Source organism: Larkinella punicea, from assembly GCF_003334855.1.
GTDB classification, from domain to species: Bacteria; Bacteroidota; Bacteroidia; order Cytophagales; family Spirosomataceae; genus Larkinella; species Larkinella punicea.
This window is the reverse complement of the sequence record NZ_QOWE01000004.1, coordinates 220,470-238,848: the sequence shown is the minus strand read 5'-3', so window position 1 is coordinate 238,848 and position 18,379 is coordinate 220,470. Positions and strand designations below refer to the sequence as shown.

At 46.7% G+C, this 18,379-nt stretch carries 15 protein-coding genes and 1 CRISPR repeat array (1 of these 16 running past the window's edge); of the genes, 5 read left to right on the top strand and 10 right to left on the bottom strand.

Annotated elements, in window-relative coordinates; translation table 11 throughout:
• A CRISPR array of direct repeats spans nt 1–4,218; the repeat unit is 37 nt; unit sequence GTTTCAATCCTTCTTCAACTGGATGGTACTCAGTAAG (it extends 4,512 nt beyond the left edge of the window).
• Nucleotides 4,219–4,415: 197 nt separating this feature from the next.
• From cas4 to DUE52_RS06220, 8 genes are read right to left on the bottom strand one after another with little or no spacing between them, the layout of a single operon-like run.
• Nucleotides 4,416–4,988 (bottom strand): CRISPR-associated protein Cas4, encoded by a 573-nt coding sequence (cas4, locus tag DUE52_RS06255; protein WP_114405118.1) that lies wholly within the window; start codon nt 4,986–4,988, stop codon nt 4,416–4,418.
• A 43-nt stretch (nt 4,989–5,031) separates the two neighbouring features.
• Nucleotides 5,032–5,322, bottom strand: a complete 291-nt coding sequence (cas2, locus tag DUE52_RS06250; RefSeq protein WP_114405117.1) for a CRISPR-associated endonuclease Cas2 — start codon at nt 5,320–5,322, stop codon at nt 5,032–5,034.
• Nucleotides 5,323–5,326: 4 nt separating this feature from the next.
• A complete protein-coding gene (cas1, locus tag DUE52_RS06245) occupies nt 5,327–6,334 on the bottom strand; it encodes a CRISPR-associated endonuclease Cas1 (protein WP_114405116.1) in 1,008 nt (335 codons plus the stop codon).
• Nucleotides 6,335–6,386: 52 nt separating this feature from the next.
• Nucleotides 6,387–7,076, bottom strand: coding sequence for a CRISPR-associated endonuclease Cas6 (locus tag DUE52_RS06240; protein ID WP_114405115.1), 690 nt, complete (start codon nt 7,074–7,076; stop codon nt 6,387–6,389).
• A gap of 13 nt (nt 7,077–7,089) precedes the next feature.
• Nucleotides 7,090–9,546: a CRISPR-associated helicase Cas3' gene (gene cas3 / locus DUE52_RS06235; protein ID WP_114405114.1), complete on the bottom strand. Its 2,457-nt coding sequence runs from the start codon at nt 9,544–9,546 to the stop codon at nt 7,090–7,092.
• Nucleotides 9,543–10,313 (bottom strand): CRISPR-associated protein Cas5, encoded by a 771-nt coding sequence (gene cas5, locus DUE52_RS06230; protein ID WP_114405113.1) that lies wholly within the window; start codon nt 10,311–10,313, stop codon nt 9,543–9,545. The genes cas3 and cas5 overlap by 4 nt, the downstream gene beginning before the upstream one ends.
• 8 nt (nt 10,314–10,321) lie before the next feature.
• A complete protein-coding gene (cas7b, locus tag DUE52_RS06225; RefSeq protein WP_114405112.1) occupies nt 10,322–11,326 on the bottom strand; it encodes a type I-B CRISPR-associated protein Cas7/Csh2 in 1,005 nt (334 codons plus the stop codon).
• A gap of 21 nt (nt 11,327–11,347) precedes the next feature.
• Nucleotides 11,348–13,363: a TM1802 family CRISPR-associated protein gene (locus DUE52_RS06220; protein ID WP_165840872.1), complete on the bottom strand. Its 2,016-nt coding sequence runs from the start codon at nt 13,361–13,363 to the stop codon at nt 11,348–11,350.
• A 264-nt stretch (nt 13,364–13,627) separates the two neighbouring features.
• Here DUE52_RS06220 and DUE52_RS32325 point away from each other — a divergent pair, with 264 nt between their 5' ends.
• Nucleotides 13,628–13,798: a hypothetical protein gene (locus DUE52_RS32325; protein WP_165840871.1), complete on the top strand. Its 171-nt coding sequence runs from the start codon at nt 13,628–13,630 to the stop codon at nt 13,796–13,798.
• Between the two features lie 38 nt (nt 13,799–13,836).
• Nucleotides 13,837–14,154 (top strand): hypothetical protein, encoded by a 318-nt coding sequence (locus DUE52_RS06215; RefSeq protein ID WP_133299776.1) that lies wholly within the window; start codon nt 13,837–13,839, stop codon nt 14,152–14,154.
• Between the two features lie 8 nt (nt 14,155–14,162).
• Here DUE52_RS06215 and DUE52_RS06210 read toward each other — a convergent pair whose 3' ends face one another.
• Nucleotides 14,163–15,053: a helix-turn-helix transcriptional regulator gene (locus DUE52_RS06210; RefSeq protein ID WP_114405109.1), complete on the bottom strand. Its 891-nt coding sequence runs from the start codon at nt 15,051–15,053 to the stop codon at nt 14,163–14,165.
• Between the two features lie 473 nt (nt 15,054–15,526).
• Nucleotides 15,527–16,246, bottom strand: coding sequence for a beta propeller repeat protein (locus DUE52_RS06205; RefSeq protein ID WP_114405108.1), 720 nt, complete (start codon nt 16,244–16,246; stop codon nt 15,527–15,529).
• A gap of 370 nt (nt 16,247–16,616) precedes the next feature.
• On the opposite strand from DUE52_RS06205, the gene DUE52_RS06200 reads away from it, so the two are divergent.
• From DUE52_RS06200 to DUE52_RS06190, 3 genes are all read left to right on the top strand, one after another.
• Entirely contained in the window at nt 16,617–16,883 is a 267-nt protein-coding gene (locus DUE52_RS06200) for a DUF892 family protein (protein WP_114405107.1), read from the top strand.
• Nucleotides 16,884–16,973: 90 nt separating this feature from the next.
• Nucleotides 16,974–17,615, top strand: coding sequence for a cysteine hydrolase family protein (locus DUE52_RS06195; protein WP_229312081.1), 642 nt, complete (start codon nt 16,974–16,976; stop codon nt 17,613–17,615).
• Nucleotides 17,608–18,369, top strand: coding sequence for an OBAP family protein (locus tag DUE52_RS06190; protein ID WP_114405105.1), 762 nt, complete (start codon nt 17,608–17,610; stop codon nt 18,367–18,369). The genes DUE52_RS06195 and DUE52_RS06190 overlap by 8 nt, the downstream gene beginning before the upstream one ends.
• Nucleotides 18,370–18,379 lie beyond the last annotated feature (10 nt).

Below are 18,379 nucleotides of genomic sequence, written 5' to 3'. Positions count from 1 at the left end.
AGTTTCAATCCTTCTTCAACTGGATGGTACTCAGTAAGATTTTGCCACTGCACCTACTTCGCCTAGTTTCAGGCCAAGTTTCAATCCTTCTTCAACTGGATGGTACTCAGTAAGAATTGAAGACATTCCTTGAAAAAGGTATTGGCGATTGTTTCAATCCTTCTTCAACTGGATGGTACTCAGTAAGATTTTGCCACTGCACCTACTTCGCCTAGTTTCAGGCCAAGTTTCAATCCTTCTTCAACTGGATGGTACTCAGTAAGAATTGAAGACATTCCTTGAAAAAGGTATTGGCGATTGTTTCAATCCTTCTTCAACTGGATGGTACTCAGTAAGGGCGTGGTATTTTCTGGAGCCACTCGTGGAGGAATAGTTTCAATCCTTCTTCAACTGGATGGTACTCAGTAAGCGTACCTGTTTTGGGTGTGTTTTCTTTTCCATGCTGTTTCAATCCTTCTTCAACTGGATGGTACTCAGTAAGACCACATCCGGATCATTCAATTACGTGCCGATGGGTTTCAATCCTTCTTCAACTGGATGGTACTCAGTAAGCCCCTTTGGGGTTAGGGACAAAAATGTCCGTCACTGGTTTCAATCCTTCTTCAACTGGATGGTACTCAGTAAGAACGAAGTGAACAGCCCCCCACACAACCAGGGCGAGTTTCAATCCTTCTTCAACTGGATGGTACTCAGTAAGTCTCGCACCAGGTCCGCACACCGGGCGATGTTGGGGTTTCAATCCTTCTTCAACTGGATGGTACTCAGTAAGTAAGCAATGAACGCATGGCGCGGATTCTAACAGCAAGTTTCAATCCTTCTTCAACTGGATGGTACTCAGTAAGCTGGTGGCTTATTGGGCGGTTGGAGGAAGGAAAGATGTTTCAATCCTTCTTCAACTGGATGGTACTCAGTAAGGGCAACCGAACGCGCTGGCGGGGCTGAAATCACACTGTTTCAATCCTTCTTCAACTGGATGGTACTCAGTAAGCTGCCTATGGCTTAGTTTTGCGGTTCAATCCGGTAGGTTTCAATCCTTCTTCAACTGGATGGTACTCAGTAAGAGCGAATAAATCACACTTTATCAAGCACTTATACAAGTTTCAATCCTTCTTCAACTGGATGGTACTCAGTAAGTGCGTATACATAGGTTCCATCCGACGTGGTTCGGATGTTTCAATCCTTCTTCAACTGGATGGTACTCAGTAAGCGGTATTCCGGTTTGTACTGCGTGGGATCGGCGGTGGGTTTCAATCCTTCTTCAACTGGATGGTACTCAGTAAGCCTGTGAGCGAAAATGGAAAAACCTCACGGATAAAGTTTCAATCCTTCTTCAACTGGATGGTACTCAGTAAGAAGAACTGTTTTCGACGGCTCTGCTGGAGAAGATCCGGTTTCAATCCTTCTTCAACTGGATGGTACTCAGTAAGGATCCTCAGAAGTTTTACAACTATGGATCGGGAACGTTTCAATCCTTCTTCAACTGGATGGTACTCAGTAAGTTAACCGTCCGAAAAAATGGCACTCTCAGGATTGATGTTTCAATCCTTCTTCAACTGGATGGTACTCAGTAAGTTCGGCAATGATCAATCAATTCAGCGAAAAGCTGGCGTTTCAATCCTTCTTCAACTGGATGGTACTCAGTAAGGACCATCTTCATCCGGGTTAATGAAAGTTACGAGGAGTTTCAATCCTTCTTCAACTGGATGGTACTCAGTAAGATCGCCGTCGTGCATCCCCGATACGCAGGTGAACAGGTTTCAATCCTTCTTCAACTGGATGGTACTCAGTAAGCAAAGCACAGGGTAAGCCGTGTCGTTGTTTCCTCTGTTTCAATCCTTCTTCAACTGGATGGTACTCAGTAAGCCGATCTTGACGATCTGCGGGCTGGCAGTCGATACCGGTTTCAATCCTTCTTCAACTGGATGGTACTCAGTAAGTCAATTCCTCTCTACTCAGTGGCTCTCCCAGATATTGTTTCAATCCTTCTTCAACTGGATGGTACTCAGTAAGAAATTTCGGACGCCTGCACCATCGACCGGATGGCGTGTTTCAATCCTTCTTCAACTGGATGGTACTCAGTAAGTCCAAACGATTCTTATTACTTGCCCGTAAACATTCCTGTTTCAATCCTTCTTCAACTGGATGGTACTCAGTAAGGCAAAAGTGTGGAGTGTAGAAAAATAACACGCTCCTGTTTCAATCCTTCTTCAACTGGATGGTACTCAGTAAGCGCCTGAGATCACGACGGGTTATTACCTCAGTCCGCGTTTCAATCCTTCTTCAACTGGATGGTACTCAGTAAGGATGGGGATTATTCGCCGGTTGCCGGTGGGGTCATTGTTTCAATCCTTCTTCAACTGGATGGTACTCAGTAAGATTTATTCCACCCGGCCACCACGTAGAGGATCATCAGTTTCAATCCTTCTTCAACTGGATGGTACTCAGTAAGTCAGACGCTGGTTCGGATTGCAAAAGCAATGGACACGTTTCAATCCTTCTTCAACTGGATGGTACTCAGTAAGTACCGGTTCGTCGGTGAGTGCCGTGTCGCTGGTGCAGTTTCAATCCTTCTTCAACTGGATGGTACTCAGTAAGGTAAATCGTCAGGCCACAGCGTTGAATGGTATCGTTGTTTCAATCCTTCTTCAACTGGATGGTACTCAGTAAGCTTTGGCGAAATCAGTCCCATCAGTTCAGCAGCTTGATGTTTCAATCCTTCTTCAACTGGATGGTACTCAGTAAGTGAAAGTGATGACGTGGTGCCGATGGGTGAGGTCGGTTTCAATCCTTCTTCAACTGGATGGTACTCAGTAAGCATCTGCCTTCTTTCCTACAGTTGCGACAGTCTCAGTGTTTCAATCCTTCTTCAACTGGATGGTACTCAGTAAGTTCGTTCCACTTGAAGATCAGCGTCCCGAAGGGCTGGTTTCAATCCTTCTTCAACTGGATGGTACTCAGTAAGGCGCGGCCGGGGAGGTGTTGAGGAAGTGTTAATAATGTTTCAATCCTTCTTCAACTGGATGGTACTCAGTAAGATTTTACGGGGTAGCGGCATATGCAGCAGAATAGAAGTTTCAATCCTTCTTCAACTGGATGGTACTCAGTAAGGTCAGGCGAGATTCATACCGCCCAGACCATTGGAAAGTTTCAATCCTTCTTCAACTGGATGGTACTCAGTAAGTATCTACTGCCGCCGTGGCGGGGTGCCGGGGAAATGTTTCAATCCTTCTTCAACTGGATGGTACTCAGTAAGTACCGGAAGGTCGCCGATGACCTGATGCCGAATTTTTCGTTTGAAGCGCTGTTTCAATCCTTCTTCAACTGGATGGTACTCAGTAAGGGTCCGGCTGGGTGGCGAGTATACCATGGAAGGAAGGTTTCAATCCTTCTTCAACTGGATGGTACTCAGTAAGTTCTGGCCGAGTACGTCATGAAGCAGGATTATAAAAAGTTTCAATCCTTCTTCAACTGGATGGTACTCAGTAAGGCGTCCGTGGTCTGGATCATATACACCTTACTGTTAAGTTTCAATCCTTCTTCAACTGGATGGTACTCAGTAAGCAGAAACGCAGGCATGCAGGGAAATGAGGTGTTCAAGTTTCAATCCTTCTTCAACTGGATGGTACTCAGTAAGTCAACGGACAGTCACCGACCGGGGCAATCTTCGCCCGTTTCAATCCTTCTTCAACTGGATGGTACTCAGTAAGCATAGAGCCACTACCGGACGATCCTGATTGTTTCGGTTTCAATCCTTCTTCAACTGGATGGTACTCAGTAAGCCCCGGCGGGCATTGTCCGGGCTATTGTGCAGACCGAGTTTCAATCCTTCTTCAACTGGATGGTACTCAGTAAGCCTGCGGGTATAACGACACTGGTTTTCAGGGTGGCAGGTTTCAATCCTTCTTCAACTGGATGGTACTCAGTAAGTGGAGCAGGTCGGTTCTTTTCAATTTCTTGAAATTCGTTTCAATCCTTCTTCAACTGGATGGTACTCAGTAAGATTGACAAGCCGGAACCGATTCAAGGCAACAGTAAGTTTCAATCCTTCTTCAACTGGATGGTACTCAGTAAGGATAGAGAGCTTTGGAGGGCAAGTGTCATTCCTTGCGTTTCAATCCTTCTTCAACTGGATGGTACTCAGTAAGCCGCCTGCCATGTACTTCCGCCGTTGAGCGAGAACTGTTTCAATCCTTCTTCAACTGGATGGTACTCAGTAAGTCGTCTGGTTAGGTAATTCTTTGATAGATAGCGAGTTAATTGCAGGTTCGCTTTGCTCTTTTTTAGTTTTACAGGACGTCAAATAACGTGTTTTGTACATAAATAACAGGTTTTTCCGAAAACGTAAATGGTAAATAATCAGACACTTACGGTCTTTTTTGGGTCAACGTTTAATAAATTCCCCGCCGGAACGCCTTTTACCGGATGCAGACATTCCGATACGTACAAGTTACACAACGGGCTTTGTATTTGGTCGCTTTCGGATAAAAATTCTGATCGATGATGCGGTAAATCGACTCGGCCGCTGCCCGAATCTCGCCCAACTCCGTCTCGCCAATCGGAACCTCCATCACCTTGTTCCGGCTCCGCGTATACACCAGATACCCACGTGTCACCTTACGGTCAAAATTCTCCTCGATCAGCCAGGCGTAACAATACAACTGCGTCCGGTAGGTCTCGTAAATCCGGTCTTTGTATTCCGCAAATTTATAATCCAGTGGCGCCATCGTGCCATCGGCCAGTTCAAGCACCTCGTCGATGCGGCCCCGGATGTGGTCGTTAGTCAGGTATTGGTCCAGATACTTGTTGATAACCCCCAACCGTCGGCGCAGGTAGTCTTTATTCTGCTCCAGTTTCTCGTCGTGCAGGTGACGCCCCCGCATCACTTTGTAGTCCTTTTCTTCATGCTGCGGAATCTGTAAGACATACTCAAAGTACGTAAACCGGGGGCAGAACAGGTATTCGATCAGATGCGAGGGCGTGAGCGTCAAGGGAATGAAGAGTTAAGAATGAAGAGTGAAGAGTTGGGCGGGGTCAGAAAAAGAGGGCGCGGATTTCGTCCGTCACCAGTTTTTTGTCAAACGCTTGTCCCAGCAAATCGGTTTGCTGCAATTCGTCCCGACTCATCGGGAAAATATAAACCCGGTCTTTCGTCTCGTCGATCAACTCTTCCAGTTGAAGCCGGAGGGTGTCCTTTGCATTCGGGGTGAGCGACCCCAGAAAGCAGGAAAACTGCACCCGGTATAATCCGGCCTGCAAACACAGCTTGCTCGCCCTGGTGCGGGCCTTGTCCTTTTCAATGTCGTATAGTACCCAGATAATCATGGTCTTAAGGTTCGATGAGGCTGTTGGCAAACTGATGAGCGTCCAACTGCATGATGTGGCTACGACACAGGTTGCGGCCCCGGTGCCGGATCGGGTCATTGTCCATAAATGTGTTGAAAGCCGTCACCAGCAGGGCCTTGCCTTCCGCGTTCAGGGTGGCCCCCGGCTCGCCGTTCCGATTCGCCAGCGGACTGGTGTGGGCTTTGTTGACTTTCTTGCCCGAAAACAATCGAAAAACCACCTCGTCGGCGTAGATGCGGTACGGTTCGATAAAGTCGTAGACCATGCTCAACTGGTTGTAATCGTCGCGGTGCAGAAAGCCCACGTACGGGTCGATTCCGGCAATGATCAGACTTTTCTCGGTTTTGCTGTACAGAATACCGTAGGCGTAATTCAGAAACGCATTGAAGGCATCCCGGGCCGGTCGGCTGCTGCGACCCTGAAACCGGTATTCGGTGGGCAGCACGTGGCTGAGGGTTTCGAAATAAAGCCGCCCGGCGGTTCCTTCCAGACCCCGCAGCGTTTCGGCGATGTCGGCCACCCGCCCGGCGTCCAGCGTGTTGACCGACACACACAACGCTTCCACGCGGGTGAGCTTGTCGTTGAGGAAATCAGCATGTTGCGGCCGGTGTTTTTTGAGGTCTTTCACAAACGAAAGCTGGTTGTCCATCTTTGTCAGCAACCAGCTTTTGATCCAGCGCACACCCACGGCCGACAAACTGGCTTCCAGTTGGGCTTTCCGGATTTTGGTGGTGCTGCCCAGTTTCGAATGCCACACCCGCCCGATGGGATCGCCGTCTTGTTCGACAAAAATAATATCGACGTTGTTCTGCATCGCCAGCCGAATGGCATCCGTACTGAGCGAGGTGCCGGTGGTCATGATGATGTGCGTCACTTTCTGGGCCGAATACGGTTTTTTCTCAATTTCGCCGGTTTCCAGTTTCCGCCGGACCTCGAATAGCTGATCCCGGACGTGGACATATGTGCCGTAGGTGTTGATGTGGAGCTGCATTTTTATTGAGGAGCGAATGAGTGAATGAATTTCGGAATAGGCACTCAATCGCTCAATCACTCATTCGCTCAATGGACCCGAAGCCGCGGGCGACCTGCTTGCCGAGGCCCAGGCCGTCGGGCAGGATGACGTTGGCGGTAAAGGCTCCGGCAAACGCCACCATCGTCTGGTTTTTGAACTGGGTGGTGCGTTCCTGCACCGAAAGGGTGAGCATAATCCGGTCGGTCGGTTCGAGCCATAGGCCGAGGTCTTTAAACACCATCAGAATCTGGTTGGTCAGCACCCGTTTGAGTTGGGCTTTCCGGTCGGCTTCGTTGCGGTCACGGTAGTCGCGGTAATTGTCCTGATTGAGGGCCATCCAGAGCGTTTCGAAGCGGTATTGGTGTAAATCGTCGCTCATCCCGATGGCAACCTGCTCGTGGCGGATGTGCTTGCTGAGCACCGGGATGCGCTGTCCGTCCAGATCAAGTTCCCGCATCTGCAGAAACAACCGGGCCAGGAGCGCGGCCCCGTCCTGGAGTCCGACCAGCGTAGGCACCTTCCGCAAGACTTTGTACTGCACCAGCGGGTAGGCATACCGCAGGCTCCCGTCTTCGTAATGGTTGTGCAGCATGGGCGAGTGTTCGCGGAACAGTTCGCCGAAATACCCCCGGAGCTTGTGCCCGTCGCGCGTGCGTAGCGCAATTTCAGGAAAGGTGACGGTGGTGAGGGGGAGGAGGGTTTGGGAGAGGGTGGGGGTCATAGAATTATGTCGATTAGAAAAAACAAGTTTCGCTTGTGGATGCACTTTCTTTACGCCGGTCAAAGCCGGTTATTTCATCATAATAATTCTGCACTTCATCTCGGTTAACAATGAATAATCCTTCTACTAATTGATTGCGGTTATTGTCCATCTGTAGCTCTTTTACTTTTGATAAGTACTTCGGTATGGTTATAATCCGCTGATTGAAAGCGAGTTTATAGTTGGTATCGAATGTTTCTTTGCTCATCTTCTTATAAATGAGGTCCAGAAATGCATCTTTAGCAGTTGAAGCTTCATCATCGATTTCAATGAACACTGACACGGCAAAGCCTTTCTGATCAATCACCTGAAAACTCGAAACCGGGTATGTTTTTTTATCTTCATTATCGTAATTGAGCCGTTTCATACTACCAAAAATCTCACGTGCTGTTTTAAAAGACTTGATGCCGTCGGCAGATAGATTATCGTAGTATTCGCCAATAAGTGTCAGGTATTTTTCTTCGGGAATCTGATCATTGTTTTCATCTGCACCTTTAGTTAGCGCCTGCCGTGATTGCGTTGCCGTTGTCCGGTCATAGATTTTTTCGCAGTCGTCAAAATCGATAACATACAAGGGCGAATGCTGGCGATCCTCCGAATTTTCCCGGTTAATACGGCCTGCTACCTGCACGATGGAATCGATCGGGCCGACATCCCGGAAACCCATATCGAAATCCAGATCAACGCCCGCTTCAACACACTGAGTCGCAATTAGAATGGGTTTAAAACCGGTCTTAAGGTCAAGTTTTACTTGGTCGATAACGCGGAGACGATGGGCCGGAATGATATTGGTCGATAAATAGTAGACTTTATTCTGATAGCCTTTGTCACCTAAGTACTCCCGAATGGCAGTGAACAAATCCACTGATCGTTTGACCAAATTGCAGACGATCAAGCAGGATCTGTTCACCGACCAGTTAGGTGTAAAATAGCTTTCGACAAACTCGGTTTCATCAACAATAGGCTGATTAATCAGAGGTATGATCTTCGTTCGCTTAAATGCGGCAAACACGGCTTCGTGTTCAGTCAGCAATTCTGTTACACTAAGTACGTCACCTTCCTTCGCAATGATTTCACGGTTAGCTAATTCAAACGTTTTAGGCTTAGTGGCTGTCATTAGGATAATTCGTGTGTTCAGAAACTTGGCGGCATAAAACAGCGCAGCTCCAATTAATGGTAACTGTTCCAGCCTGATTGTTTGCACTTCGTCCAGAATGACAATGGCACCAGCGTAGTGGTGAAACTTCTTCAATAATTTATTCCGATTGCCAATCAATGTCTGTAGAAACTGCACAAATGTCGTAATGACTACATCGCTTTGCCACGTATCGAGCAGCATCGTTTTCTGATTCCAGCTCTGATTCTCTTCATCATCCTTTTTACTTGATAATTGCTCAAGGGCATCCGCAAATTGATAATGAGCCAATACTTGCCCGTGATCGCCGATTACTCGCTTGTATTCAATAATGGCTTGCTCAATGATGTTGATAAAGGGCAGAGCATAAATAATTTGGGCTTCATACTGTTCCTGGGTACGTATTTTCGCTTTAAGCCGGAGTGCAAAATCGAGGGCTGTTAGCGTCTTACCTATACCGGTTGGGGCAGTCAGAGTGAACAACCGCTTTTCGAGAATATCCGACTTTTCCAAATGCTGCATTACCGCCCCGCGTACATAACTGCGCAACTCGTTTTGGCCCAGGGTTGTCAGTTCTTCCGGGGTATACGGCTGGAACAACACTGGTTGTAGCCGCAGATCGACTAAGGTTGAAGAGAGCGGTTTGCGGGTGTAGATTGTTGTGTCAGAAGCATCTAACTTGTCGGATTCAATGAGTAGTGAAAACAAGTAGCTTATCAGAAAGTAATTCTGAATATTCGGTTTTCGCTCTAAATCCCGAACGGTTTTGATCAGTTTTTTATCGGGGTATTTAAGATAACTTTCTAAAGCGGGCTCATTCAACTCAACCGCAATCTGCTCCAATGCGGATTGAATCGTTTTAGCTTGCTGATTAAAAATGTATTCTTCAGTACTGTCCTCCACTGCATAACCTTTTAAATCATTGATATCTGTCAGACTTTTATGGTGGTGAATAATCAGGTAAGCCGCCCACAGAGCTACATTATCGAGACCCAGCGAATGGTACTTCTGGTAAAGTGCAAAACCGCCAAACTTGGCGTGTTGCTTCAACTCCTGATTGAATTCCCCCGATTTGAGCAGATAGTTTTGGAAGTGAGTGGTATACTTACCGAGGTCATGATACAAACCAACCAGCCGTAACACATCGGTCAGTGGCAGGTTCGTTTGCATCGTTACGTGTGTGTGAAATGACCGTAAGGCCTTGTCGGTTACGGCCATTGTGTGGTCGACAAGATGCTTGGAGCCATACGTTGTACCGTCTGGATTCTGCTTGCTATGGGAGTAGAAGATAGTCATTCCATAAACAGAATATGCTGGATTTCGCCAGCCTGAATCAATCTGTAATGCGGTTTGTTTAGCCGCACTCGTATACCCGATGCCGTTGTCGAAAATAGCACCCGATCCATCCGCCGGAGTTCGCGGTCGAAATTTGCCACAAAGTCACCGGGTAGCAATTCTTCTTCAATTGATTGAAGCGTATCTTCCGTTCGTTGCCGGTCAAAATCCAGTTCATCAACCGCTTCTGAAGGCATGGCCGAATGCATGTGTACCCAATCGTCCGAGTCTGTCAGTTGGACATCCGTAATAAGAGTTGCTGAAAGTAGGGATGCCGTAAAATTCGCAGTGCCAAATGTGAGGGCATACTGAAACTGACGTTCTAATACGGCCTGTTTCAACGACTGGAAAGTCTCATCACCCATTTCGTGGCAGGCAACATATAGCCGGTATATCACCATGTCGCGGCTGATACTCAATCCACTCACGATTTCAAACGGGGTTTGAATCCGGCCATTTGAACCGTCAAAATCACCTTTACCGACAATCTTCAGGAGATTAAGCCGGTGAAACGTTTTCTTAATTGGCTGCATCACGCGGACACCGATTCGGATTCGCTCCGAAGCCAGTTCGTCGTAGTAGCTATCGCGGGATCGCCCCAACATACTGGCCAGCATACCCATCAGGGTCGTACGGGGCGGTATGCTGAAACTCATGGCGGTATTGTTCGCATAGTATTTGCGAAAGTGAGCGAGTTTACCACCTACATCGATTTGCAGTACTTCCATACGACCGGTTAGTTTGCGGATAGCTTAATACCGGTAGCTGCTTTGATATAGGCCGATTTAATGGATTTCCCCTCGCCCGTATTTTCAGTTAACAAACTTTGGAGAGCTGATACATCCAGCGTCAAATCTTCAAAACGTCGGATTTGCTTTTCTTCTAATTGGCCGGTTGGAGATACCTTGACATAATTGCGCAAGTCGCCGAAATTACCGTTGAAAAACCCGTCGTTGTACGTGATTTCGACGTAGAGTTTGGGATACTGATTCAGTTTTGACCGTGTCGGCATGGCCGGTACACTTTGCCAAACCGCATCTCGGAACATCTCGATATCTGCATCAGTCAGGCCGGTACTTTGAGCCGCAAACTTGTTAATGGTCCCATTGAAAGCCAACAGGCTATAATGAACCCGATAATCTTTACCAAAGGTGCTGCTATCATCGTTCATTGTCGTCACAATCGAACTCGACTCCATCAATTGAACTTTATGCAGTGAATACCCCCAGTTGATTTGAACGGGTCCCGTATAAGCTCGGGTAAAGCCTTCAACGGCAAAAGCGCTACCGAATAATCTAATGTCTACAAATTTCTGCTTAACCATCTGCGCCAATAAATAGACGCTCAATGACCGGTTTGCCTTGTCCTGTAGTTTCTTAAAAATCTTCTCAGGTGTTTTCTCGGTTTCAACGATTTTCGCCAGAGCGTCGCCCATTGGGGCGTTTTCGACAAACAGTTCACCTATGGTTTCGTCGTTAGCCAAGGCTCTTTTAACAACGGCTTCTAGTTTTTGCTCGGGAGAAACTTTTCGTCCGTCTTCCATATCGACAAAAATTTCGGTACCCGTCATTTTTAGGTAATCACGGATATAACGCTTCAGGCGGGTATCAGTCACCAGATTTGTGTCAGTATCATAATCCATGCGGGGCTTGTTTTCCTGATCAGGATCCCCATTGGGATTACACTGCGTCGCATCATACAGAAACAAAAAATCGGCATTGTTCGTAATCGTAGTTGCCATTGGCTTGTGGAGAGGTTTAGGTTATTCGTTGGTTGTGATTTTCTTTTTAGAACCGGCAAAAAAAGAGTAGCCTGACAGAATGAAAAATAGAGCCTCGTCGGGTTTCATCGTCCAGTTTTGATGGTTAAATAGCATCATGAACCGGCTTAACGTGCTTTCAGTCAGACGATGAATGCTATATTGTTGGGTCTTCTCGACCAGATCACGATGCAACCGCCGAATGTCATCCCGATCCATGCCGTTGTAATTCAGTTTTTTAAGAACCGGCTTTGTTTTGTGTTCTTTTTTGTACTGCGTTTGCGCCACTGTGTTGAGTACCCGCCCCAAGTAAAAAAGAGCCTTGTGTTCCGGTTTGTAGCTCATGCGCAAAAAAAACTCCTCTATTTTTTGTTGATAGTCGGGCAAAATCTGCTCTTCCGGCGCAGCGTCAAGGGTAATCTCTTCAAGGTCATCAAGTTGATCCACTTCCATAGGATTGATTAGGTTAAACTGTTTAAGAATCTGGATAAAGGCGAGGTACTGAAATACCGCATTACGAATGGCAAAATCGAACTCGGTATTTTCACGAATATTGGTGTAACCGGCGTATCTCCCGTAGTAATGGCATAGGATCAATTCTTTAAAATAGCCAAAGAGTTTTGCTCGCTCAACTGGACGTTTTTCGAGTACCTGTTTGAACAAATTGAGTGCTTCATTTTTCTTTTCTTTGTCTCTCCGAACCGGGATCATGGCATACACCGTGAACAGATTGAACACAAGCGGAGTTTGCTCTTTGCCCATGCTCATAATACTTGTCCAATTAATGCCCGATACGGCTTTCCACTCATTATTGAGCTTGCGGAAAGCGCCGATCAACCGCTCGAAGTGCGTTCGGCTAACGTCTTTGATGACGTTGATCGTTTTGAAAAACTCACCTTTCCCTGATTCAAAGGCCAAAAAGGAAATCCAATATGGGTTAGCTGTTTCTATCTCTAAATCACCAACGATCTCTTGATAGGTTTTGAATTGGAAGAGTAAATCAGACTCACGGCTCAGTGTGCGAAGCGTAGTTTCTACATCGGCATCGTCCCAACTTAGTAAGTGAGGTATTATGCAATGTTTGATTCCTGCAATTCTTGTAGTGTAATTCTCAATTAAGTATTTTGAACTACGTTCAAGATACAACTGAGTTTCTGCACCAACTTGGTAAGCCTTGACAAATGCAGTTTCAGTTGTTCCTAAAGAAGAAGCATAATTTTTAGTCTCTGTTACAAACATATCTGTGATGGTAGCCCGTCCTCTAATAACTCGTTTGAACAAGCCAACATTTGAAGCATGTTCTCCAGTAGCGTAGCATAATTTCTCATCAGTATTCGTTTTTTCCAGTTTATCTTTTCGCGGAAACTTCTTTTTTAAAAAGTGTTGATAACCATCAATCTGACTAAATAGCGTTGGTTTTGCAAACCCTTTTTCTGACCAAACTACCTGCGCCACAACCAATGCAAACCGCTCTGATGGACGCAATGCAATTGCTTTCAAAAACCGCTTTTCATCGTCCGATAACTGTTCTTTATCGGTATCCGTAAGTTTGGTATTGTTCAATAAATTAAACCGGTTTTCGAATTCATTACGAAGCGTGAAAATTTCGTTGAGTGTTTCATAAAGCGGTGTAGTCCGTAAATCAGCAAAACTCGTTTCAATAGCATCCGTAAATTGTCCCCGATCTGGTTCTGTACCTCTCTTATCGGGAATCCCAAAGAATGTCTTGCGCAGTTGTTCCAATTTTTTCCATTCCGCACACGTATAAATAGCCTTATTATTACCGCCCTGAATTTTAATATTGAAAAACCGTTCAGGTGATTCGTCAGGATCATACTCTAATAGACCACCAAATTCGACCCGGCGTTCATCCAGATTGAAAATGAGCGGTATTACATAGTTGGTAATAGGATCGCCTTTCTTGGTTTCCGTTTCAATCTTTGGGCTATCCAGAATATCATCCCAGTCACCCCGATTCTGACTGAGTTGCTGGCCTATACGAATCAGGGTTTGTAGCATATGTTTTGCCTTATAGAAAAAGATGAATGAACATGGCAGTAAGATCATGGTGAGAAGACCGAATGCCCATGTCAACTGGGCAAAAGTGCATTCTTGTTCGAAAATTAACTGTCAAATTTGGGATAAATTTCGTCGAATTTGGGACATCTGACTGTAGAACTCAAGGAAAGGAGTGAATGTATTTTACTAGAACAACAATTCCCGGTTTTTGCTAATATCTTTGAATTACAACCCCTTACATTTACCACCAACTAAAAATCGCCGATGAACAAGAAATCAAAAGATTTTGGTGCGGTTAAAAACACCATTACCGGAAAAACCATCCGGGAAATGACCTGGGAGGAAATCCTAAGCTTGCCCACCGAACGGCTGTCGCAAGAGGAAGCCATGCGTCAAATTGCTGAAGCAAGACTTGCCGCAAAAAGCAAAACGTAACCTCTCATTCTATTCTTTGCGTTTTTCCTCTGCCTACTTTGTCTGTCATTGTGTTCGGTTTAAAACCTTTCTATGCCTATTTTCGTATTTTTGGTAGTTCAACCGATTCCAAATATGATATGACTCCTCAACAACCAACCATCATCGAAACCCCTGACGCCTTCATTGTCAACGGAATCCTCGTTGCTAAAATGAAGAGAGGCCAGTCGAATAGTTATGATCCGGCTATTATCAAAGCCGTTGGTGCTGACTTATTCTTTGAGTTGGTTGGCCCCAAAGAACCGCTTCCAATACCTGACCTCGGTTTCACCGATGCCGAATGGGACGAAATGGAAAGGCAAGTTCGCGAGGATTAATAGCTCCTTCACATCCCAAACTCCCCAATCCGCCCCCGCAAATACCCGCGAAACTCCTCCGGTTCATCAATTCGGACCTCTCCCGGAATCCCGAGTACAAACCGCCCGATCCCCCGGAAATCCCGGACTTCACCTTTGAAAAAATAGGGGAAACCGGTATCGTTACGCTTACCTGTATACGCACGTGCCAACGGGTAGTCTTCAATTAACAGGCGATAGGCCCGATGGGTGAGTGACAATTCCACGATTTTTTTCTGCGGCCCCGCCCAGCCGAACAAATCCAGCGGCTCACCGGCACCCCGGTATTGGCAAACCGTGTCCAACACCGCCACGGCCTCGATGCGCCGGGTTTTGAACGTCTTTTCCTGACCCGCAGCCGGTTCCCAGGCATTCAGCGTACTGAAGTCATCCGTAAACGACACGGGCTCCACCAGCCGGTCGGTAACGGTATTCGAGTTGGGCGATTGATAACCGACCAGCCGCACCTGTCGGCCATCGCGCAGGGCTTCGGCCAGGCGCTCCACGATCTGGCCCTGATGAATGTCTACCAGCCCATCCGCCAGCGGGAGCAGGGTGGACGACAGAAACAGTTTCTGCCGGATACCGGCCAGCAGGGGATGAGTCGCTGAAACGCCCGCCAGTGCCTGCCGCACCACCTGCGCTTCCTCTTCCGTAAATGGCGGTTGTTGCCGGGTCTCGTTCTCAAACAGATAATACCGGGGCGGGCTGCCCAGACTATCCACTTCATACCCCACCTCCTGTAGCAATTCGAGGTACCGGTACACCGAGCGTTTGTCTTTTTCCAGAAACTGAGCCAGTTGATCGACGGTTTTGCCGGGGCGTTGCTTGAGCAGGCGGATCAATTTGAACACCCGAAGCATTTTTTGTTGGGGAGCCATGCCATCTCATCAATTAAATAGGAACCTATTTACAACTTTACAGGCAATAACCAACTGCCTTTTGAGTATGCGGTCAAAGGATCTTTGAGTTTACCTCATTCATGTATATTTAAATTTATTCTGACAATATGCATGAATAAAGTGATTGATCGTGGAACCATACGCTACCCATACCGTCATACGCACTTAAGCGACCAGGTCGACTACTAGGTCATGTGGCGGCTCAAAGGTGATCGGTCGATGACTTCGACCTGGGATTTATCTAAACGCTTTACAGCTATTCGCCATTTTTTAAAACTGGAAATTTCCAAACCGCTACAGGGCGGGCTTGATTGACTGAAATTGGGAGAGGGTTGAGGTATGGTAACGCACTGATTTACAGTGTATTGTTAAGAGGAAATGGTGCAGCTTTTTTTGTTTGATCAGGAAAGTAAGCTTCTCCATAGCATCCAAAGTCGGGCGTAACACTAATTCTAAGGTATTCGACGTTTTGACACATAGATAATACCCGGTAAATTTTCCGGACAACAATAAAACGTGTTTCTTTCTGGTTGATAGGAACCTCCCGAAGCAGCAACATAAAGGCGCCCTTGGGTATCGAGGTGCAAATTCATCAAATTGAGTTTGTAGGGAAAACGGACTAAGGACTGACTCAAGCCATTCTGCTTAACAATTTCACCAGGGTTTATATAATAGGACGACGAACCTGGGGCAGTGGGTGTTTTATTTTCTTTTATTGTATAAATAATCCCTTCCGCTGATTTTACCATACCCACTGGCTTGATGGTGTCCATATATTCCTTGTAGAATTTGAAATAACTTTTCCAATTTTTTCCGTAATCCGTTGTAAAATAATGAATTAGGCTTGAGCCTAAAAGCTTGCCTTGTTGATCAAAAGAGCGTGCCTCCATCGAGAAAGTTGTATCGTTACGAACCAACAAACCCGGAACAGGGCCATTGAAATCTTTTGATTCTTGCCAGGTTTTACCTTTGTCTACTGAATAGTATGCCTTAGTCCAGGTGGTAACCAGCAGCGTTTTGTCTAGGTCTCCAGCAATTGCATATACTTCACGACCATTTGGAACTTCAATTTTTATCCAGTCTGGATCTTCTGCGGGAGTAACCGATGAGGTATTTTGGTCACATGATAGAATGGTAACCAATGTGACCAGGAAAATAATTGCCTTTTTCATAAGAAATTATGATTATTCTATGTATTTGTATTACTATTTTGTAATTAAATTATCGTCCTATTAAGATAGCTTTGCAAAGTAAATATTCTCTCCATTTTTTTTAGCCTGAAAACAGCCAGTGGATCTGTGCCCTAAGATGATTCGCTCTGCCCGGAGCTTGGCGAGTTTCTTTTCCTCCCGAAAAAGACGGATGTTATTGATTCGTGTCCTGTAATTATTCAGCGTCCCTTCGTCATCATAGGAGGAGCAGGATCTCTGAGTTAGTCGAATCACGAATCAACCACGTTTCGCCCCTCCTGAATGGTTACGGAATTCTCGTCAGGATTGTGCCGGTTTTGTGTGCAGGAACCGATCCTAAATTTTAGAAACAATGCTGACCTTTCCGGGTTCAAAGGCTAAATCGCCAGCGCAGATACAGTTTAGCGAACGACGATTTTGGTATGTTTCATTCAAACAACATTTAAAAATGGCAGTTTCAAAAGGTGAATATGGGACCCTGCGGATGTTGGCCGGCGGATTGGGCTATTCGAAAGCCGCTGAATTACTGGAACAAACGCTGGCTGAAGAAAACAAAACGGATGCGCATTTGACGGAAATCGCCGAAGATTCCGTCAATGAATCTGCTAAGCAGGAATAATTGACTTTTGGGTATCGGATTTCGTAGCCAATCGAGTTGGTTTTGAGGCAATTCCTTCGGGCTAATCGAAGCCGTTTTTGAATGCATACCATGAAGAAGAGTGAAGATTTACACGGCAATGTCCCGGATCAGTTCCCCATAGCACTGTTGATTATCGACATGATCAATGACCTGGAATTTCCGAATGGGGAGCAGCTTTTAAAACCGTCTGTAAAGGCGGCCAAACAGATTGCGGCCCTGAAACAGCGATCCCGGGATTTGACGATTCCGGTTATTTACGTCAATGACAATTTTGGCCGCTGGCGATCCGATTTTAAAGAAGTGGTGGAGCATTGCCTGAAAGACGGCGTGCGGGGTCAGCCGCTGGTCGAACTGCTGTATCCGGCCTCCGATGACTATTTTGTACTGAAGCCCAAGCATTCCGCTTTTTTTGCCACTACACTGGACACCTTACTGGAGTACCTAAACGTCAAGCACTTGATCTTGACCGGTATCAGTGCGGATATCTGCGTCCTTTTTTCGGCCAAAGATGCCTACATGCGGGAGTACAGTCTGAGCATTCCGGGCGATTGCCTGGCGGCCGATACAACGGCCCACACCAAAATGGCCCTGACGTATATGGAACGGGTTCTGGGAGCCGATACCACGCCTTCATCCAGGCTCGACTTGGAATTCTTAAGTAGAAATGTCTTGTCCGCAGTGGGGCCCAAATTAACTTCTACCAATGATTAAACTTGGATATTCAACCCTGAGCTGGATGAGCATCCTCCTTTTGACGGGCTGCGGGGGGGGAAATACATCTTCCAATGTCGAGTCGCCGGGGGGTGACAAAACCACCAAAACCGAAGCACTTGAAACCGGAGCGGATTTTTTGCAAAACAAAGCTCCGCTCAAGGCCATGAGCATGTATCTGGATGGTTTTCATTTTTATAATGGCAACATGGCGGGACAGATGGAAGCCCATCATTACTGCACCCAACTGAATGAAGACGTCGTTCAGTGTATGATTTTCGACGGCAACGGCAAGGACGCCAAAATCATGGGCGTCGAATACATTGTATCCGAGCGCTTGTTCAAAACCCTGCCCGACGAAGAAAAAAAACTCTGGCACAGCCACCACCACGAGGTGAAATCAGGGACCCTGATTGCCCCCGGTTTGCCGCTGGTAGCCGAACACGAATTGATGGAGAAACTGGTTTCTACGTATGGAAAGACGTTTCATACCTGGCATACGGATCGGGATCTGAAATTGCCCCTCGGCCATCCGCTGGTGATGATGGGATTTACCAAAGAAGGCCAACTGGCCGATAGCCTGATCCGAAGGCGGGATGAGCGATTCCGGATTTCTACGCCGGAGAAACGCCGGAACCGGGCGGATATTCCGATGCCCAAAGTTCAGCCGGGGGCCAACGCCTGGGAGCAGGGCGAAATCCGGCAGTTGAAAGTAAGTACGGAAAAAGAACCGCTCCCCAATCACGGGCATTAAGCTTTTTACG

Coding starts and splice junctions, on each gene's coding strand:
- cas2 (WP_114405117.1), bottom strand. CDS start 5,322: ATGATTATCTGGGTACTATACGACATTGAAAAGGACAAGGCCCGCACC.
- cas1 (WP_114405116.1), bottom strand. CDS start 6,334: ATGCAGCTCCACATCAACACCTACGGCACATATGTCCACGTCCGGGAT.
- DUE52_RS06240 (WP_114405115.1), bottom strand. CDS start 7,076: ATGACCCCCACCCTCTCCCAAACCCTCCTCCCCCTCACCACCGTCACC.
- cas3 (WP_114405114.1), bottom strand. CDS start 9,546: ATGACTATCTTCTACTCCCATAGCAAGCAGAATCCAGACGGTACAACG.
- cas5 (WP_114405113.1), bottom strand. CDS start 10,313: ATGGAAGTACTGCAAATCGATGTAGGTGGTAAACTCGCTCACTTTCGC.
- cas7b (WP_114405112.1), bottom strand. CDS start 11,326: ATGGCAACTACGATTACGAACAATGCCGATTTTTTGTTTCTGTATGAT.
- DUE52_RS06220 (WP_165840872.1), bottom strand. CDS start 13,363: ATGCTACAAACCCTGATTCGTATAGGCCAGCAACTCAGTCAGAATCGG.
- DUE52_RS32325 (WP_165840871.1), top strand. CDS start 13,628: ATGAACAAGAAATCAAAAGATTTTGGTGCGGTTAAAAACACCATTACC.
- DUE52_RS06210 (WP_114405109.1), bottom strand. CDS start 15,053: ATGGCTCCCCAACAAAAAATGCTTCGGGTGTTCAAATTGATCCGCCTG.
- DUE52_RS06205 (WP_114405108.1), bottom strand. CDS start 16,246: ATGAAAAAGGCAATTATTTTCCTGGTCACATTGGTTACCATTCTATCA.
- DUE52_RS06200 (WP_114405107.1), top strand. CDS start 16,617: ATGCTGACCTTTCCGGGTTCAAAGGCTAAATCGCCAGCGCAGATACAG.
- DUE52_RS06195 (WP_229312081.1), top strand. CDS start 16,974: ATGAAGAAGAGTGAAGATTTACACGGCAATGTCCCGGATCAGTTCCCC.
- DUE52_RS06190 (WP_114405105.1), top strand. CDS start 17,608: ATGATTAAACTTGGATATTCAACCCTGAGCTGGATGAGCATCCTCCTT.